Below are 17,112 nucleotides of genomic sequence, written 5' to 3' on the forward strand. Positions count from 1 at the left end.
TGAACCATCAGTGTAAAAGTTAAATTGTTTTTTCTATGAACCTGGGTAGCGTTGGAAAGTTAACGCCAGATTCAACGAGCTGGTCATTGTCGTCGTCAGTCACCGGATTGATTTCAACAACCGCAGGTGGTGCCTTAGCGACAGGACGTTTTCTAAATCGCTGAGGATGTTGATTAAATGCATCATCCAGCACTTTCTGTCTCGCTTCAGCTAATGTTTTCCAATCGCCGGTAAATACTTGTTGGGGCGTGTAGCCAGCCAGGTTGCTGTGATAATGACTTTCGTTGTACCAACTAAAGTAGTCTCGACACCAGTTTGAAGCGTGGCCGTATCCCTTAAAACGCCGGGGATAATCCGGCTGATATTTCAGTGTTTTAAATTGTGCTTCGCTCATTGGGTTATCATTACTGACGCGAGGTCGGCTGTGACTGGCTGTAATCGTTAAGTCAGACAAAACATCCAGGTAGCAATGCGCCGTCATCGGCATACCTCGATCTTGATGGACAGTCAGGCTGTTTGGCTTAATATCGTATCGCTCGACAGCCTCTTCAATCAGTTGTTGAGCTAATTTGCTATTTTCTTTGCGTGACAGCATCCAGGCAACGATATAACGGCTGAATAAGTCCATAACAACGTAAAGCGACAAATACTCGCCATGTTTTTCGGTTGGCAGTTTGGTGATGTCCCAGGTCCAGACTTCGTTCGGGTACGTTGCCTTCAGTCTTGGTACTGTATGGTTTTGTGGCGGACGCTGTTTACGTCGTTCACCGTTTAATTTATCGGCACGTAATATGCGGTGAATGGTGCTGATCGAGCATAAGTAAATTCCTTGCTCTAACAATGAGTGATAAACCTGTACCGGCGGCTGGTTACAATAGGCTTCACTGCTGAGTTTTTGTTTGACTTCATCGCGTTCAGCACTCGATAAGGCACTCGGTTGTTCGGCCTGTTGGCGTGACATCCGGCGTGGCCTCGGCGGGCCACAAAATGCCTTACGACGTCGATGACGGCGCACCGTATTGCGGTTCAGGGCCAGTATGTCACAAGCTGTCCGCTCAGGAATGTGTTTAAACGCATCGTTTTCAAGTAACATTATGAGTTGCTCTCGGTGTCCGCTTGATCGATCAACGCAAAGGCTTTTTTTTGGAGCTCAAGGCAACTATCTTTTAGTTGCAACTGCTCCTGCAGGCGCTGGTTTTCTTTTTCGAGCTTTTCGATGCGTTTTTGCTCTGGTGTTTGGCTCGATTGCGGCCCGGGTTGTGATTTAGAAAGACCGGCTACGCCTTGACTACTAAACTCACGACGCCATTGCGCAAGCTGGTTTGAATATAGCTTTTCACGACGCAACAACTGACCGAGCTCTCCGTGTTGACAGGCATCGGCTTTTTTCAAAATGTCGAGTTTGTACTCGACACTAAATGTACGCCGTGTGCGCTTTTCATGCTCTGGCGACGGAGTGATTTCTGGGCTGATAGTGCTAACGGGTTTTGGCATTTGGCTCTCCTAGTCCGCCCTGAAATCTATGTTATCGTAAAAACCTCTGGTTCAACACCATGCTGACACACAGGGCTCCCGCAGATAAGGCTTAAAAGGATCGAGCTTTGACGGCCGCTCAGGCCTTGGTCCGTAATTCGGTGTACGGGCGATGTCGCGCAAATAACTGCGAACGGTGTTTCGTGCTATGCCCAGTTGGCGGCTGATAGCCCGGATACTGTGACCTTGTTGGTGTAACACATGAATATCCACTAGTGACTCCTGATTTAACATTGCATCTCAACCGCCGTTCTTTTTTTAGACTAGGCGGTCATTGTGCCTCAGGTGGGTCAATTTTAAATTGCCGTTAGTGGGTCAGTTTTACATTGCCGATGACAACTGACCAGCAACTTACCGTTTAGCCAGTGGGCAGGTGCATTCGCGAACGACACAACATTAACAGCCGCGATGCTAGACCGCCTGTTGCACCATTGCCATGTGATTCAAATTAGTGGTGAGAGCTATCGGTTGAAGGACAAAAAGAAGATAGGTATTGCACCGATACTCGGTGAAATTTAACCCCAAGGGGGGTCAAAATTAGATTGCCGAATTAACCCCAAAGGGGGTCAAATTTAAACTGCCGTTGACAACGTCACTCGCGTCAGGGGCGAGAGCTACTTATAGATGTCAAACGGGCCCGCATTTGCGGGCCTTTTTCGTTTTTGTGTTTGAGCCTTAACTGAATGAATACGGATTTACCCGTAATACCGGTAAGATCCAACTCGGCCTTAGCCTTGTCGGCTATCACTAGTTGTTGCTCAATGAGTGACTTATTCGTGTCCGCGTTAATGACGTTCATTGACAGTCGGGCTGGTGTGTCGACTTTTCGTAAGTTCTCAAATGCCAGTTGTAATTGCTCTAGGTTATTAGCTACGGTAAATATTGGTGAACGAAAACTGATGTAATTGTGATAACGCAGTTCAATCTCGTCTCTGCCCTGTCGCTCAACAAACAAGCCGGTCCATTTGCCATGGCTTGATACCCAGTGTTTGATGTCTAAAGGATCTAAGTTATTGGTACTACAGCCTTTAATACTTTTGGTTTGACCGAATACCAGCGGGCGTTCGTTCATGGCTCCTAATTGCCGTTGCTCCGGGTTATCTAGGTTATCAGTGGTTATATACCAGGAGCCGGGGTAACGGTATGAGCATAACGAATTGGGCTGTTCATTTCCGATTCGCGCCAGACTTCTCCGCGGGTTACCTTCTTTTAGTAACGTATCGCGTAAGTCTTTATTTATAAACATTGGTGCCGATTGTGAATAACCGGAGAGTAATTGTCCCCGGATCGCTGACAGGCGCTGCTCTACTGGGTGTTGTTTAAATTGTTGTTGTTTGTATTGGGCGAGCACGACCCAAAGCACAACGCTTAAGGCAAGGCTGCATGTTACGACGGCTTTTATCGGCTTTTGCGCACTTATTTGTTGTACAGACCAGCACGGGACTTTAACAGCTGATAAGTGCGTCACTAAATAACCACATATGAATACCCAACTTAACGTGTGATCAGCGAAATTGTCGACCAGCAGTGTGGTCGCGACAGCGAGCAACAGCACATTGGCCCCTGAGGCGACACGTTTGACGAGTCTGGCGATAAGCGCTGCTACAAGCAGAGCGCCAACAATACCGGCATCTAACAATAGCTGCAGGTAGGCGTTGTGGGCGTTATTGACCACAGCCCCACCGTTATTGGCACTGAATAACCGAAAGCCGCCATTACTAACACCCAATAATGGATTCTCTTTGATCAGTTCTATCGCGCGGCTCCAAATGGGGACACGGTCACCAAAGGATTCAAGTGAAATAGACGGAATAAAATCAGCCACCTGCACCGGGACACCGGTATTTAGGTAAAACAGATAAGGAAAAAACTCGGCCAGCTTTCGGGTATAACTAAGTGGTGTGAATAGTAGAGCAAGGTGCGCGGCTACAACGGCAGCGATAATAACTAACAAGGCAAGTCGCTTTTGATGTTTAAATGTAGTCAGTGCGATGGCAATAATGCCGATGCCGGTTCCTAATAAAAACACGCGGGCCCCACTGAACATGCCTACTGCGGCGACCAGTAAGGCCAGCAGCGTACAAATGGAGACGAGAGTTCGCTGCTGCCTGGCGGTGGTAAGTGCCAGGCATAACAAACCGACGACAACCACAGTCGCGATACCACCCAGGTCAGTACTGACAGCAAACAAGCTGCGTGTATTCGTGTACCCGAGGCGATCGATCAAAAACTGCCTGGTGTTTTCGGTTTGGAGAAATGAATCCCCCGCTATCGAATACCGAAATACCTCCCATGCTTCTGCATAGTCCGCCATCTGCCAGAAGGCTATACCACAGAACAGTACCACCAAAAAGACCAATGGAGATGCTGGTGGAAGTTTCCACTTTTCTAATCGATTGGTCAGGCTGATACCACGCTCATTTTGCGGTAACACAAACAGCAGCACTGCCATCGGTATCGATAGTTGAAATATCGGAAAGGTTAGTCCCCAACGAATGAATTCCGCTGTTGTGGGATATAAGTCGCTGTTAACAAACAGGCTGATTAAACATACGACTTCATACGCAGCGAATAGGCCAAGCTCCACCCGGTACTTTTGCCAGACTCCTTTTAATCCAATGGTTAACCAGACTTTGTAAATAAGGAGTAGCCCCAACACAACCAAAATCGCTGGTACGAACTGTATGGGAAACTCCGGCCAAATGGACTTTGGTTGAAAAACGCTCAGTAATAGAAGCAGCGTAAAACTGCCGACATGGCGAAACTTAAATGATGACTGCGTTGAATCCATTCGGTGCTCGGAGTGGCTGGGTTAAGCTATTGTTATAATTTCCCGTAGTTTAGCGCGGAAGGCTTGTTAGCGGCAATACCCTATTGGTAGCCCAAAAAACTCGTGCCAGGGCACGAGGTACGCTGTCAATAACGGATTACCCTTGAAAAAAAGATTTCAAGGGTTAAAAAGTGTCGGGAAATCTCAGGTCCGCCGGTTTACTATTTGTAAACACCTTTATTTGTTTTATAGTTTACAAATAGTAAACGGAGTTACCTATGCATGTAATGTCGAAAAAGTCTTTTAATGAGGCTATGAAAAGTTACCCAAATGACGCGGGTGCTATTGAAGACTCGTATAGAATTTTAAGAAGCGGAAATTTTAAAACCCCTGGGGAATTAAGGGGCGTATTTAGTACCCTCGATAACTTTAAGTATAAAGATAAATGGTGGGTAATCGATATTGGCGGTAACAACCTTAGGTTAATCGCCTTTATTAAGTTTGAGCACAACCGAGTGTACGTCAAACATATAGTGACTCATGCTGAGTATGACGAAATTTGTAAGAAACAACGTAAGTAGGAGCAACACGATATGGTAGCAGTGGCAGAAATAACAGAGCTTGCAACTGAGCTGTGTAATCGCGCGCCTTTCCTGCGTGGGATCCGTAATGACGATGAACACGAACAAGCTCTTGCTATGATGGAAGAGCTTATTGAGGATTACGATGCGAATCTAGTTGTTATAGAAGCGCTGAGTACCTTAATTGCTCGCTATGAAGAAGACGCCACGTCTTTTTCAGCATTCAACTCGCGAGTCAGTGAACTTGATCCGGCCGTTGCGACATTAAGAGTAATAATGGACCAGCGGCAGTTAAAAACGAATGACTTTCAAAACGAGATCGGCGGTAAAAGCTTAGTTTCTCAAATTCTCAATGGCGGTAAGCGGTTGACCCGAAATCACATCGAACGGCTGGCTAAACGCTTCAACATTAGTCCTGCATTATTTTTCAATTAAGAGCTAAACTCCGGGGCTCTTTGCAATTACTTAACAATCCCTCATAATATCCAAATAATAATAAATTGAGCAGGAATAGCGCTGGAGAAGGATATGTTAGGTTTAGGGCTTGTCAGACGCTTTTTCGAAGTGCCGCGCTGGGCTAAGCGAGCAATCACGCTTATTTGTGATGCCTCCTTTATTAGCCTGTCGCTGATTCTTGCTTTGATGATTCGGGTTGGGGAAGACTGGTCAAAGTACTTTGGCCCGCCGCTTTACTATGTGATGGCCAGTCTGACTGTAGCATCGATACTAATCTGGATAAAACTTGGCCTTTATCGTGCCGTTATCCGCTACATGGACATCAAGGTGCTGGCGAATATCCTTTGGGGAGCACTCGCCTCAACCATCTTACTGGTGGGCGGCCTGTTTCTGTTTAATACAGACCTGCCACGCTCCGTTCCCTTTATTTACTTTACGCTTATTACGTTGCTCGTTGCCGGCTCACGGTTATTAGTACGTGGTTTTATCAATACTCAATCAATTAGGCGGCAGACAAATGTTGCTATCTATGGGGCAGGCTCTGCCGGACGGCAATTGTGTGCGTCACTGCACCATGGTGCTGAACATCGGCCGGTGTTCTTTGTCGATGACAATGAAAGCCTGCAAGGGACCACCGTTAACGATTTGCGGGTATTCTCGCCTGAGTTTTTACCGGAACTGATTAAAAAGCATAACGTCGAAAAAGTCCTGTTTGCGATTCCCAGTGCGTCGACTCGAGAGAAAAAAGCCATCTTTAATAATGTGCAGTCATTATCTGTCGAAATGCTGACGATACCGGGCAGTGCTGATTTGATTAATGGTAAAGTGAGTGTTAACCAACTGCGTAGTGTAGACATTCAGGACTTACTTGGGCGCGATTCCGTGCAGCCGGATGAGAAGTTACTGGACAAATGTATTAAAGAGAAAGTTGTAATGATCACCGGCGCGGGAGGCTCTATTGGCTCGGAGCTGGCTCGTTTAATTGCTACACGTCAGCCCAGACAATTAATTTTATTTGAACTGTCCGAATACAACTTGTATGCGATAGAGGGTGAGTTAAAAATCGTTGCGCCGGATCTATCAATTATTCCGATACTCGGAAGCGTCCAGGATAAAAACCAGGTCGGGCAGGTTATCAAGCGCTTTGGGGTGCAGACCATTTATCACGCAGCGGCATACAAGCACGTGCCCTTGGTTGAGTACAATGTGGTGAGCGGTGCCCGAAACAACATTCTGGGTACTCAGGTGGTTGCCGAGGCAGCTGAAAAATATGCGGTTGAGCATTTTGTCTTAATTTCGACCGATAAAGCCGTAAGGCCCACTAACGTCATGGGTGCTTCTAAGCGCCTTGCCGAGCTGGTCGTGCAGGATCTGGCCCAGCGTGCAAAAAAGACAACTTTTTCTATGGTGCGCTTTGGTAACGTGCTGGGCTCTTCTGGTTCTGTTATTCCGCTGTTTAAGCAGCAAATCGAGCAGGGTGGGCCGGTAACCGTTACACACCCGGACATCACTCGCTATTTTATGACGATTCCGGAAGCTGCTGCGTTGGTTGTTCAGGCGGGCGCTATGGCAAAAGGTGGTGAAGTTTTTGTACTGGATATGGGGCAGCCGGTTAAAATCATTGATTTGGCCACGAAAATGATTCACTTGATGGGCTTAACGGTGCGTGACGAGCACCACCCGGATGGCGATATTGACATTGCATTCACGGGGCTGCGTCCGGGCGAAAAACTCTACGAAGAGCTTTTAATTGGTGGTAATGTTTCAGGAACCCGTCATCCCCGAATCATGCGGGCGGCGGAGTCAGCGATGAGTTCGAGCGGATTAAGAACGCTGCTTGCAGAGCTATATGCTACCCACGAGTCTTTTGATGCAGTGACGGCTCGGCAATTGCTCACTAATGCGCCTGCTAGCTTTATGCCCTCCTCAGAGTTAGCCGATTTATTATCCGTAGTCCGGCCTAATGAAAAATCACTCAGTATTGTTGATATTAAATCCAGATGAGTCTCTCGCGCCAGGCCTCGATTTACGCCAGCTTTTCTGCCCTTAATGTTATTATCAGTTATGGGTTGTTATTGTTTATCGCCAATGTGATGAGCAAGCAGGGTTATGCAGATTTTGGTTTCTACTCGTCATTGATGAGCCTTTTACTCATCGCCGTTAACTGTGGTTATAAAGAAACCTTTTTTAAATGGGCAAGTCAGGGGCAGCTATCCTATCTAGATAAACTGCGAGACAGCTTTTACCCCTGGTTACTTTTTTTCGTTGTATTGGCAACCATTACCCTGTTTTTTAGCCCTGAAGCCGGTCTTGCAGGTCTGGGGTTTATTTCGTTATATGCTTTGACTGCGGTCTCAGGCCTTAACCGGGGTTTCGAGTATTATTTAAAAGATGCCATTGCAATCCCGACCTACCGAACGTTCTGGCTGGTGGGTTGTATTGTTATCTGGTGGCTATGGGGTCAATTGCCGGTTGAGGGGGTGTTTTTTGCCGCGCTGATCGGCTCCGTTGCGGCCACGATGCTGGTAACTACTCCGCCGGTAAAAAAGACATTGAACTTTGCTGCAGTCAGGCTTGAACGCTTTTCGCTGCCCTGGATGTCACCTACCATGCGCCATTTTTTCCTGGTTGAGCTGGCAACGGTTGCCTACATCCGTGTCGATATGTTGTTTTTGAAAGGTTTTGATGTAGAAAGTGATGCCATGGCTGAATATTATCTGGGTATTCAGGTGCTGGACGCGGCATTAATGATCATTGCGCCGATTAGTTACCTTTTTTTCAACCAGATTAACCGATCGTTGCGGCGCTGGTATCAGGATGCCGTGCCCTACGTTGCTTTAATGACTGCCATTGTTTTTGCTATTATTGCCGGCTGGTGGCTTATAGGTGAGTGGATACTCGCGGTGATGTTCCCGCAATACGTTGGTAGCTACACTATCGCGCTGGCGCTTTTGGCGGTGTTAATACCTGGCGCCGGCACGCTGATATTATCGCATGTGCTGTTCCACTGGGACGACGAGTGGATTTATGTAAAAGCCTGCTTTGCCGGCTTATTTATCTGCCTGCTGAGCCAGTCATTGCTTATTCCTGCTTATGCGGAATGGGGAGCAATTACCGCGCGCCTTGTCACTGAGTCGGTAATATTTTTAGCGCTTGTGGGCGTGGTCCTATACAAAACATCCAGGCAGGCCAGGTGAAGATTTTACACATCGGAAAATACTTTGCGCCATTTAACGGCGGCATCGAGCAGGTAAACCAGTCCCTTGCCGAGCACTGCACCGCTGCCGGTGACAGCGTTCGGGTTCTGGCCCATCAGCACCAAAGAGCAAGAACCACCCGCCGCTTTTTGCCTGTGCGTCGCACCCTGACGCACCCCGATGAACCCGTACGTCGCGTCCTGACGCGACAAAACGAATACCACGTCACCCAATCCGTCACATGCGCAACCCTGATGTTCACTCCTATTTCGCCCTTATTTCCCTGGCATTTGCGACAGGAGCTGAAACACAACCCTGATATAATTCACATTCATATGCCGAACCCATCAGCGTTTTGGCTGCTGTTGATGCCGGGCGCAAAAAAAGCAAAATGGGTAGTGCATTGGCACTCTGATGTCATTGATGAACAGGCTTCAACTGCACTGAAGCTGTTTTATCGATGCTATCGGCCCTTTGAACGATGGTTACTGCGAAAAGCCGACGCTATAGTTTGCACCAGTCCGAATTATGCAAAGTATTCTGATGCTTTGGTTGGGTTTCAGGATAAAGTTCGTGTGGTGCCTTTGGGGATTGATGTTGAGGGGGATGTGCCTCGGGAACAGAGCGTGCGTCAGGACGCACGGTGCGGGGAGGGCGCTCGAGACGGAGCAGACGCACGGAGCCGGAAGGGCGCGCGGCACGAGAGGGGCGCATGCTACGAAATCTTAACTGTTGGGCGGTTGACGTATTATAAGGGGCATAAATACCTGCTGGAGGCTATTCATCGGCTAAAAAAGCGGGGAGTTGAGGTGCAGTGGAACATCGTCGGCAGCGGTGAGGAAGAAGCTAATCTTAAGCGCTTAACAAAAGAACTGGAGCTTGAGGAACGCGTCCATTTTATGGGTAGATTGAGTGACACTGAGCTGCAACAACAGTTTACTGGCTGCGATGTATTTTGCCTGCCCTCTATTGAGCGCACCGAAGCTTTTGGCATTGTCTTGATGGAGGCCATGCGTGCCGAAAAGTCCTGTATTGTTACCGACGTGCCCGGCTCAGGTATGAGCTACGTCGTCAGTGACGGGGTTAACGGCCGGGTGGTCAAGCGGTGTGATGCTGAAGCCCTTGCCACGGTTATTGAGCATGCAGTGAACAACCCTGAACTCTGGCAACAGCTGGGTACTCAGGGGCGGCTGAGGCTAGAGCAGCTTTTCCGAAGCGATGTTGTGGCAGCACAAATGCGGACTATTTATCATGAGCTTGTCTGATACTCTGATAGTAATCCCTGCTTATAACGAACAGCAGACCCTGGCCGGTGTGCTGAACCAGCTCGCAGAAAAAGGTTATGATGAGGTTCTGGTGGTTGACGACCATTCGACCGACAGCACCGCCGAACTTGCCCGTCAGCATGGAGCGAGGGTTATCTCGCTGTGTATTAACATCGGTGCCTGGGGAGCGATGCAGGCCGGGGTTCGGTATGCGCTGCAAAAAGGTTATTCCGCCGTGATAACCATGGACGCCGATGGTCAGCATTTGCCTGAAACCCTAAAACAACTGCTTGAACAGCAGCAACAAGCCGACGTGGTTATCGGGCGCTGTGTCGAGCGCGCTTCGCCGGCACGTCGCCTGGCATGGCGGTATTTTCGCTGGCTGGCTAACCTGCCGGTAGAGGATTTAACCTCTGGCCTTCGGCTTTATAACGAAGAAGCCATGCAGTTAATTGCCAGTCGTGAGGCCTCGTTGCTCGATTATCAGGATGTCGGCTTACTGGTCTTATTAAGAAATCACGGCGCAACATTCTTTGAAGTTGACGTACCAATGAATACCCGCGAGCATGGTGAAAGCCGAATATTTTCAAGCTGGTGGCGGGTGTTTTCTTATATGGCGACGACATCCATTATTTGCTTATCCAAATTGCTTGGGGGGAACAAGCGCTAATGAGTAATGTTCAGTGGGTATCTGCAGCAATTGGCATCATCATCAGCTGCATTATTTTTTACCTTGTCCGCCGTGACCAGCTACTGACAAAAGACGGGTTACGCTGGGTGATCGTAGCGGTTGGTGTGTTGCTGCTGGGTTTGGTGCCTGGCATCGTAGATTTTTTTGGCGACAAACTGGGGATTTCCTACCCTCCCATAATTGTTGTGCTGGTCGCCCTGGGCGTTGTTTTGGTAAAACTGCTTTACGGCGACATACAGCGCACCCGAATGAAAGTCGATATCGAACGGCTGGTGCAGCGGGTTGGGATGCTGGAAGCTGAGATTGAAAAGCTGACAGCCGATACCAATAGCCAGAGCAGAAGTGCGCAAGATTAGCGGTATTTAATCAGGCCATTAATCCCGTAGCAGAAAAAGTAATAGCAGCTGGTTAGTAAAGAGAGTTTTTCAACGTCTCGGTAAACAGACCACTGATATTGTAAAACTTTTAACTTATTTTGCGATATTCCGCCGCCCAGCGTATATTCAGCTAAAGGCTTTTTGAGGCCTTTGGCAACAGTGCCATCGCGAAGAATATCCAGCCAAAGCGCAAAGTCCTGGCGTTTACGAATCAACGGCATATATCGTTTACCTACGTACTGGACATCATAAATAGCAGTTAGGCAGCCGATACTGCACGTTTTCAGCAGGTCTTTGTAGCCAATACTCGCAGGAGGAATAAAGGTGTTCACTCGACTGCCGTCTTTAATCGTGTGGTAAGCCGAATAGCATAAAGCGACACTGTGCTGTTGCATAAACGTGATTTGCGCCTCTAGTTTACTTTCCAGCCAGCGGTCATCGGCATCCAGAAAAGCGATGTAACGACCTTTTGCGCGCTTTATAGCCTCATTACGGGCAACAGCAGCGCCACTGTTATTTGGCAAGCGGGAAAGCTTAATTCGGGCATCCGACTTTGCAAGGGATTCAACAATTTCAACGGTATTATCTGTTGAGCAGTCGTCCGTGATTAATAACTCCCAATTTGCGTGGGTTTGCGCTTGAACGGAGCGGATAGTGCGCTCTATGCAGGTCGCACTATTAAAGCTTGGCATGATAACTGATACGAGTTCTTTAGAATTTGTCATTGATGTACTTTACCGCAAACGTAGTGCGTTAATTAGTCGCTTGAGCCCCTTGGCTCGATGATTCACAAGCTGGGCAATCACAGAGCGACGATTGTAACGGTTCATGAGCTTTATAGCATCTCTATAACCGATAGGTTGGCCGTAAACTTTTTTTCGAATTAATTCCATCGAATTTAACTGCTGTTGGTTCATGTCTTCACTGTGTTTACTCATAAAAGCTTGAAAGGCTCTTTGACGCTTTTCAGAACTGCCGGAAATACGCTGCGCTTCGTGCGCGGTGTACCAAATGTAGCTGGGATCAGATATTTTTAGCGCTGGACCGAATTGTTTAACCAGTCGCAGCCAGGTGTCATAGTCCTGAAATGCGGGTAGTGATTCATCAAAACCGCCGATTTTTTGTAAGAACTCGGTGCGGGTTAACACCTGGTTGCCCAGGAAGTTGTAATGACGAAGCATGTCGATTGTTACAACGCCGCTGTCGAATTGCCGGGTTATTGCGCCGGCTGACGTTTGTTCTGTAATACAACTTGCGACACATGATAAAGAGCGGGGCGAGTGCCTGAATGCATTAATCAAGTTCTCGATGCGTCCGGGAGTAAATGCATCATCATCGTCCAGTCCGGTAATGTAACTGCCGGTTGCCGCTGCAATTGCTTTGTTGCGGGCACTGCAAGCGCCTTCAGGCGTTTCGTTGCGAATAAAGCGAATCTTTTTTTCCGCAATATCGTTCACTAAGCCTTTTTCCGCCGATGGCGCTGAACCGTCATCTACGACGATAATTTCAAGATGCGGGTAAGTCTGAGCATACACCGACCTTAATGCCCTGCGCAGCATTTCAGGACGGTTGTGCGTTGCAATGTAGACAGTAACTAAAGGTTGTTGCATTTGTTTTTCCGAAAAAGCTCTAATGTCTCACACATTGTGTCTGTTGTTGCTGCTTCTGAATATGTTTCACTGGCAAACTTATAACCTTGCTCGGCTAAATTTTTTGCAAAGTGGTTATCGCTGATATAACGCAATATTGCACCGGCGAACTGTGCCGGTTTATCAGGTGCACATAACAAACCTGTTTGTTCATGTTTGATAATTTCAGGTAGCCCACCAACGTCGGCGGCAATAGTCGGGCGCCTGGCGGCTAATGCCTCGATCGCTGACACGCCAAAGCTTTCTACTCGACTACTAAGTACCACAATATCAATTTTTTCGAGTTCATTGACCACCTCGGTGCTTGATACTGCCCCGACAAACTCCACTTTTTTTCCAACGCCTAACTGGCTGGCGAGTTGCTGCAGCTCGTTGCGTTTGGAACCCTCGCCGATTAATCGAAGGCGTAACCGGTTAAATGTTTGCTGATCAACCTGCTCCAGCAATAACTTAAACGACTGAATCAATACATCAACTCCATAACGCCATTCCAGTTTTTTGGCGGTGCCGATAGTTATAGTGTCGTTTGAAAAGGCCGGACGCCGGGTATGGAAGCTCTCAATATTGACACCAAAAGGAGTTACGTCGATATCCCTTGGACCAATAAGGCTGATTACTTGATCAGCCATGGCGTGGCTGGTTGATGCGATATGCGACGCACGCTTTAACGAAAAGTCTATCCACTGGCGGTGTAGCCAAGAGCGATAAGGAAACAAATAGACGTCTGAGCCCCAAACCGATAGCAAATAAGGTTGTTTAACACTCAGTGCCGCTAACGTGCCATAGCCACTGGCATAATGAGCGTGCACGATGCCTGGATCTTCAGCGCTAAGTAATGCCTTAACTTTCGCCGCATTTAAAAAATACCCTTTGGTGCCCCGAAATGGTAACTGCGTTATTTTGATTGACTCATTATAAGACTCGGCCGCTGGGTGCTGTGTGATTAAATGAATCTGATAGCCCCGGCCTGCTAAATTATGCGCCCATTTATGAGTATGGTTTACATTAGCGGGCGCTAGCATGGTTATTTTAGTCATGAATAACCTCCTAACATATTAACTACCGTTGGCAGGTTATATACGATAAAGCCATAAACCATTGCTAAAAAAATCACTGCAGCGCGAGTTAAATCGGGTTGTCGAGTTACAATGGGGAGGAAAGAAATAATGACAGGTTCAAGTGCAAATCGGTACAAGCCAAAGCGCTCGCTAGCGACTTCATCGCCCATGAAAAAAGCCTGTAAGAAAAAACATGCGATGTAAACAAGCGAGAGCGTATTCAGTTGATATCTCTCATCATCTGTTTCGGCCTGTTCGCGAAGAAATAACAGGAATGCGTAAAAAATAAAAAACGAAAGCAGCTTAAAGGTTAACAAAGCCTCGAAGCCGAATTGGAAATAGGTCTGTATTTTGGTTAAAAATACGCCGCCAATAAAGAGCGATAAAAAACTACCAAACAGACCTGTTAAAGCGAGGCCTAAAGCAAAAACAACACCAAGCCAAAATATAATGTGTCGTCTTATAAATATCGAGATTACTAAAAGTGGCACCAGTGCAAATGCAGAAATGTGAAATAATCCGGCGGAAACACTGAAAAATAAAAACTTAAAATGCTTTCGCTCTGTTAGATAAGCGACTGCAACTATGAACATGCCAACGGCAATAGCTTGTCTTATAACGTTTGCCTGTAACGATACTGCCGTTATTGAAAACAGATATAAAATAGTCGCCAAAAATGCATCGGGAGATAGCTTGCGATAACCTATATATAGAGCGACAAGAGATACAAAAGCGGTTATCCCCAGAAAAAACTCATAAGGCAATTGAAGCCACTTTACGGCGTAAGCTAGCAAAATAAAGCCGGGTTCAGCTGCTGTGACACCGTTGGAAATAAAGGTTGTTGTTATCGATAAATAATCAAATGTAACGGTTTGTAATTGTATAAAAGCGTTTACGTAGTTTATTGTGTCGCTGCCTGCGTAGGCACCACGCAGGGCAACGTAGACTGAAAAGCCGGTAATCGCTACTAAGGCCGGGAGCAGTTTAGAGCGTTGGTTTGGCCACCATAGGTAGACTGCAACGGCGATAGTAATAATTAGGCCATATGCAGGATAAACCACTTTATGCCTCGACGGTCGATTTAATGTTAGCCCATAACTCTTTAGTATTCTTTTTAAGTTGTTCAGATTTCTCTGCTAACTGCTGCGCAGTTTCTTTTGTGAGGGCCTGTTCAAGTGTTTTTTTAAACTGAAGGCGGTCCATATTTGGTTCAAGTAAGAGCTCTTTAACTTCGTAGTCTTCAAACAGGCGCTCGTATTTATGGCTCCAGCTTGTACCTAAGCATGGTACTGCTTGAGAAAGCGAACTCACACAGCCGTGAAACCGTGAACAGACGACCGCTTTAGACGCGCCAATAATGCCTTTTACTTTTAATGGATGTGGCTCTTCAATAATATCAATATCAATTTCAGACTGTTGCTTCAATTGTTGACACAGAGCAGCGTCGCCACTGCCCTCATGGTTGAGAAGTACGGGCTCTAATCCCATTTCTTTCACGACTTGAATGCCGTTTAACAACACATTGATGTATTTCGTGCGCCATTCTGGTTTATGGGTATTACGTGCGCCGACCATGTTGCTATTAGGGATAAAAAGAACTTTATTATCGCCACCAGTGAAGTAATCGGGAACGATACCCGTTACCAAGTTGGTAAAATCAGGAAACTGATACAAATTATCAGCTTTACCTATGACGCTTTTAATATGCTCAAAGCTTGTCTCTTCTCTGGCGGCAATAAAAGTAGCCAGCGGTAGCCCTTGTTTAAGTTGTTTAATATCTTTACTTCGGGTGAAGGGCCCCAATGCCTGAGGCAAAAATATATAGGGAATGTTGTTTTTATGATAACGCTTAAGTTCACTGGTCAAGTGCTTAATTTTGAGTGAACCCCACTGATCACCATAAGCGAACCCTGAAGCGTCTAGCACCAAATCTATATCAGACTCAGTGATGATTCCCCAACTGTGTTTAAGATAACTTTTTAATTTAGTTGGCAGTTGATAAGAGAGTGCATTGACATCAAGCCGATGTTTTCTTAATGAAAGTTTCTGATAGGCATTAACAGCTACTCGCTCGTAGTAAGGTGAGTAGGGGTTGGGTGCTAAAACAACTGACGCATTCGGCCATAAATTCTCAATCTGTTGTTTAATAGCATAAAGCATAAGCTCAGCGCCTTTATTGACAAACTGAACCCCTTTGACCTCTATTAATTTAGGCTTTACCACCGCTGTCTACTCCTTTTGGGAATGCCAATAACGCCGCCCGAGTGTCGGGAATACAAAAATAGATCGTAACATAACCCACGCGATTGGGCGTGTTGAAGTAAATATAAAAAAGCCGATAAATCCGGCGCCGGCATATGAGATAACGGTTGCTAATGCAGCACCAACGCCTCCATATATCGGAATCAGCCATAGATTCAAGCCCACATTTATTACCATTCCGATACCGTGGCTAACCAAGGAGTAAGGTAATAAGTCCTCAGCAATTAGCCATTTGCTTGCTACCGCTCGCATAAATACGAAGCATGCTGCCCAAATATGAATTGTCAGTAAGTTAGCAGCGGGCAGATAATCAGAACCAAATAACAGATTTATAACCGGAGTCGCGATAAATCCAACTACGACGGCCAAGACTACGGCAATAAATAACAAAGCGTCGGATAATTGTTGCAGCCGTTTTCGGTATTCTTGAATGTTTTCCCCTTTTAGTCTTAGTAGCATTGGGAAAAAACTGACAACAATGGCCTCGGCAAAAAAGTACCATACTTCGGATAGGCGAACAGCTACAGCGTAAAAACCGACCTCCTGGCGAGACACCAGGTTTGCCAGCATTACCTGGTCAATTTTTAAATAAATAACAGCAGCAAGACTAGACAGCAACAACCACTTAGATTGTCCAATCAGCTGTTTACCATAGCTCCAGTCAATGCTCGTTGGTTGCGTGCAGAATCGCTTCCGGGTGTACTGAACGATGAAACCCACACCAATAAGCGCAAATTCGGCGGCGAATATTGACGCCACCAGCAATAATGAGGTGCTGAAATACACAGCAATACACTTGGCTAAAGCAGCAACTAAAACGATGGTTAACCGGGCCTGAACCATCCACTTTGCTTTACTGTGTGCCTGGAACCAATATTCGATACCATTAAAAGCCATGCCAAGTGCACCAACCGAGATTACTGTCAGTGCAAGCATTTCGGATTTAGGGTGCTGCCAAAAAATAGCATATAAGATGCAAAGCAGCGCGCCTAAAGCGGCGCCAATGACTCGTAGTGTTGTTGCGGTAACAACTACCTTATGCTCAGTAGCAGGTCCATGTTTGACCACTTCTCGAGTTATTAATGCGTTCAGACCAAGAGCCGATAAAGGCGTCACTATTGCGACAACAGCAAGCACATAGCTGAGTGAACCAAAGGTTTCGGGACCTAGCTTTCGCGCTAGCCAGAGCGTTACGAACAGGTTAACACCCATGGTGATGACTTTTTCTGCCATCATCCAGGCCGAATTAGTAAAAGCGTGTCGACTCATTTTG

The 17,112-nt window shown here is 46.8% G+C and carries 16 protein-coding genes and 2 pseudogenes; 8 read left to right on the forward strand and 10 right to left on the reverse strand.

Annotated elements, in window-relative coordinates; genetic code table 11:
• Nucleotides 1–19 precede the first annotated feature (19 nt).
• The 3 genes and pseudogenes from LG288_RS02720 to LG288_RS02730 all read right to left on the reverse strand — a co-directional run.
• Nucleotides 20–1,093 carry an IS3 family transposase gene (locus LG288_RS02720; protein ID WP_404401793.1) on the reverse strand — a complete coding sequence of 358 codons (1,074 nt, stop codon included), beginning with the start codon at nucleotides 1,091–1,093 and terminating at the stop codon, nucleotides 20–22.
• Complete coding sequence (locus tag LG288_RS02725) at nucleotides 1,093–1,494, reverse strand: transposase (protein ID WP_404401795.1); 402 nt, start codon at nucleotides 1,492–1,494, stop codon at nucleotides 1,093–1,095. The genes LG288_RS02720 and LG288_RS02725 overlap by 1 nt, the downstream gene beginning before the upstream one ends.
• Before the next feature lie 78 nt (nucleotides 1,495–1,572).
• A pseudogene (locus LG288_RS02730) lies at nucleotides 1,573–1,767 on the reverse strand (helix-turn-helix domain-containing protein); the annotation flags it as partial.
• Between the two features lie 105 nt (nucleotides 1,768–1,872).
• Between LG288_RS02730 and LG288_RS02735 the strand changes: the two are divergent.
• Nucleotides 1,873–2,052 (forward strand): annotated as a pseudogene (locus LG288_RS02735) (ATP-binding protein); the annotation flags it as partial.
• Nucleotides 2,053–2,134: 82 nt separating this feature from the next.
• Here the strand turns inward: LG288_RS02735 and LG288_RS02740 are convergent.
• Entirely contained in the window at nucleotides 2,135–4,324 is a 2,190-nt protein-coding gene (locus LG288_RS02740) for an O-antigen ligase family protein (RefSeq protein WP_404401797.1), read from the reverse strand.
• 293 nt (nucleotides 4,325–4,617) lie between these two features.
• Here LG288_RS02740 and LG288_RS02745 point away from each other — a divergent pair, with 293 nt between their 5' ends.
• The 7 genes from LG288_RS02745 (at nucleotide 4,618) to LG288_RS02775 (ending at nucleotide 10,849) form a co-directional block, all read left to right on the forward strand.
• Complete coding sequence (locus tag LG288_RS02745) at nucleotides 4,618–4,884, forward strand: type II toxin-antitoxin system HigB family toxin (protein WP_404403011.1); 267 nt, start codon at nucleotides 4,618–4,620, stop codon at nucleotides 4,882–4,884.
• Between the two features lie 12 nt (nucleotides 4,885–4,896).
• A complete protein-coding gene (locus tag LG288_RS02750; RefSeq protein ID WP_404401799.1) occupies nucleotides 4,897–5,319 on the forward strand; it encodes a type II toxin-antitoxin system HigA family antitoxin in 423 nt (140 codons plus the stop codon).
• Nucleotides 5,320–5,412: 93 nt separating this feature from the next.
• Nucleotides 5,413–7,344, forward strand: coding sequence for a polysaccharide biosynthesis protein (locus LG288_RS02755; RefSeq protein WP_404401801.1), 1,932 nt, complete (start codon nucleotides 5,413–5,415; stop codon nucleotides 7,342–7,344).
• Nucleotides 7,341–8,537: a lipopolysaccharide biosynthesis protein gene (locus LG288_RS02760; RefSeq protein ID WP_404401803.1), complete on the forward strand. Its 1,197-nt coding sequence runs from the start codon at nucleotides 7,341–7,343 to the stop codon at nucleotides 8,535–8,537. Before LG288_RS02755 ends, LG288_RS02760 begins: the two co-directional genes overlap by 4 nt.
• A complete protein-coding gene (locus LG288_RS02765) occupies nucleotides 8,534–9,802 on the forward strand; it encodes a glycosyltransferase (RefSeq protein ID WP_404401805.1) in 1,269 nt (422 codons plus the stop codon). Before LG288_RS02760 ends, LG288_RS02765 begins: the two co-directional genes overlap by 4 nt.
• Nucleotides 9,789–10,472, forward strand: coding sequence for a glycosyltransferase family 2 protein (locus LG288_RS02770; RefSeq protein WP_404401807.1), 684 nt, complete (start codon nucleotides 9,789–9,791; stop codon nucleotides 10,470–10,472). Before LG288_RS02765 ends, LG288_RS02770 begins: the two co-directional genes overlap by 14 nt.
• Nucleotides 10,472–10,849: a DUF2304 domain-containing protein gene (locus LG288_RS02775; RefSeq protein WP_404401809.1), complete on the forward strand. Its 378-nt coding sequence runs from the start codon at nucleotides 10,472–10,474 to the stop codon at nucleotides 10,847–10,849. The genes LG288_RS02770 and LG288_RS02775 overlap by 1 nt, the downstream gene beginning before the upstream one ends.
• Here LG288_RS02775 and LG288_RS02780 read toward each other — a convergent pair.
• From LG288_RS02780 to LG288_RS02805, 6 genes are read right to left on the reverse strand one after another with little or no spacing between them, the layout of a single operon-like run.
• Nucleotides 10,846–11,595, reverse strand: coding sequence for a glycosyltransferase family 2 protein (locus LG288_RS02780; RefSeq protein WP_404401811.1), 750 nt, complete (start codon nucleotides 11,593–11,595; stop codon nucleotides 10,846–10,848). The genes LG288_RS02775 and LG288_RS02780 overlap by 4 nt on opposite strands.
• Before the next feature lie 9 nt (nucleotides 11,596–11,604).
• Nucleotides 11,605–12,480 carry a glycosyltransferase gene (locus LG288_RS02785; protein ID WP_404401813.1) on the reverse strand — a complete coding sequence of 292 codons (876 nt, stop codon included), beginning with the start codon at nucleotides 12,478–12,480 and terminating at the stop codon, nucleotides 11,605–11,607.
• Nucleotides 12,465–13,556 carry a glycosyltransferase gene (locus LG288_RS02790; RefSeq protein ID WP_404401815.1) on the reverse strand — a complete coding sequence of 364 codons (1,092 nt, stop codon included), beginning with the start codon at nucleotides 13,554–13,556 and terminating at the stop codon, nucleotides 12,465–12,467. Before LG288_RS02790 ends, LG288_RS02785 begins: the two co-directional genes overlap by 16 nt.
• Nucleotides 13,553–14,638: an EpsG family protein gene (locus LG288_RS02795; protein WP_404401817.1), complete on the reverse strand. Its 1,086-nt coding sequence runs from the start codon at nucleotides 14,636–14,638 to the stop codon at nucleotides 13,553–13,555. Before LG288_RS02795 ends, LG288_RS02790 begins: the two co-directional genes overlap by 4 nt.
• A gap of 1 nt (nucleotide 14,639) precedes the next feature.
• Complete coding sequence (locus LG288_RS02800) at nucleotides 14,640–15,800, reverse strand: polysaccharide pyruvyl transferase family protein (RefSeq protein ID WP_404401819.1); 1,161 nt, start codon at nucleotides 15,798–15,800, stop codon at nucleotides 14,640–14,642.
• A gap of 6 nt (nucleotides 15,801–15,806) precedes the next feature.
• Nucleotides 15,807–17,075 (reverse strand): flippase, encoded by a 1,269-nt coding sequence (locus tag LG288_RS02805; RefSeq protein ID WP_404401821.1) that lies wholly within the window; start codon nucleotides 17,073–17,075, stop codon nucleotides 15,807–15,809.
• Nucleotides 17,076–17,112 lie beyond the last annotated feature (37 nt).

Origin of the sequence: Idiomarina seosinensis, from assembly GCF_044797955.1 — a bacterium.
Classification (GTDB): domain Bacteria; phylum Pseudomonadota; class Gammaproteobacteria; order Enterobacterales; family Alteromonadaceae; genus Idiomarina; species Idiomarina seosinensis_A.

What these genes read in the sequence shown, in the direction of transcription:
- LG288_RS02780 (WP_404401811.1), bottom strand. Translation starts at nt 11,595, where the DNA reads ATGACAAATTCTAAAGAACTCGTATCAGTTATCATGCCAAGCTTTAAT.
- LG288_RS02740 (WP_404401797.1), bottom strand. Translation starts at nt 4,324, where the DNA reads ATGGATTCAACGCAGTCATCATTTAAGTTTCGCCATGTCGGCAGTTTT.
- LG288_RS02725 (WP_404401795.1), bottom strand. Translation starts at nt 1,494, where the DNA reads ATGCCAAAACCCGTTAGCACTATCAGCCCAGAAATCACTCCGTCGCCA.
- LG288_RS02755 (WP_404401801.1), top strand. Translation starts at nt 5,413, where the DNA reads ATGTTAGGTTTAGGGCTTGTCAGACGCTTTTTCGAAGTGCCGCGCTGG.
- LG288_RS02720 (WP_404401793.1), bottom strand. Translation starts at nt 1,093, where the DNA reads ATGTTACTTGAAAACGATGCGTTTAAACACATTCCTGAGCGGACAGCT.
- LG288_RS02785 (WP_404401813.1), bottom strand. Translation starts at nt 12,480, where the DNA reads ATGCAACAACCTTTAGTTACTGTCTACATTGCAACGCACAACCGTCCT.
- LG288_RS02745 (WP_404403011.1), top strand. Translation starts at nt 4,618, where the DNA reads ATGAAAAGTTACCCAAATGACGCGGGTGCTATTGAAGACTCGTATAGA.
- LG288_RS02770 (WP_404401807.1), top strand. Translation starts at nt 9,789, where the DNA reads ATGAGCTTGTCTGATACTCTGATAGTAATCCCTGCTTATAACGAACAG.
- LG288_RS02750 (WP_404401799.1), top strand. Translation starts at nt 4,897, where the DNA reads ATGGTAGCAGTGGCAGAAATAACAGAGCTTGCAACTGAGCTGTGTAAT.
- LG288_RS02760 (WP_404401803.1), top strand. Translation starts at nt 7,341, where the DNA reads ATGAGTCTCTCGCGCCAGGCCTCGATTTACGCCAGCTTTTCTGCCCTT.
- LG288_RS02805 (WP_404401821.1), bottom strand. Translation starts at nt 17,075, where the DNA reads ATGATGGCAGAAAAAGTCATCACCATGGGTGTTAACCTGTTCGTAACG.
- LG288_RS02775 (WP_404401809.1), top strand. Translation starts at nt 10,472, where the DNA reads ATGAGTAATGTTCAGTGGGTATCTGCAGCAATTGGCATCATCATCAGC.
- LG288_RS02790 (WP_404401815.1), bottom strand. Translation starts at nt 13,556, where the DNA reads ATGACTAAAATAACCATGCTAGCGCCCGCTAATGTAAACCATACTCAT.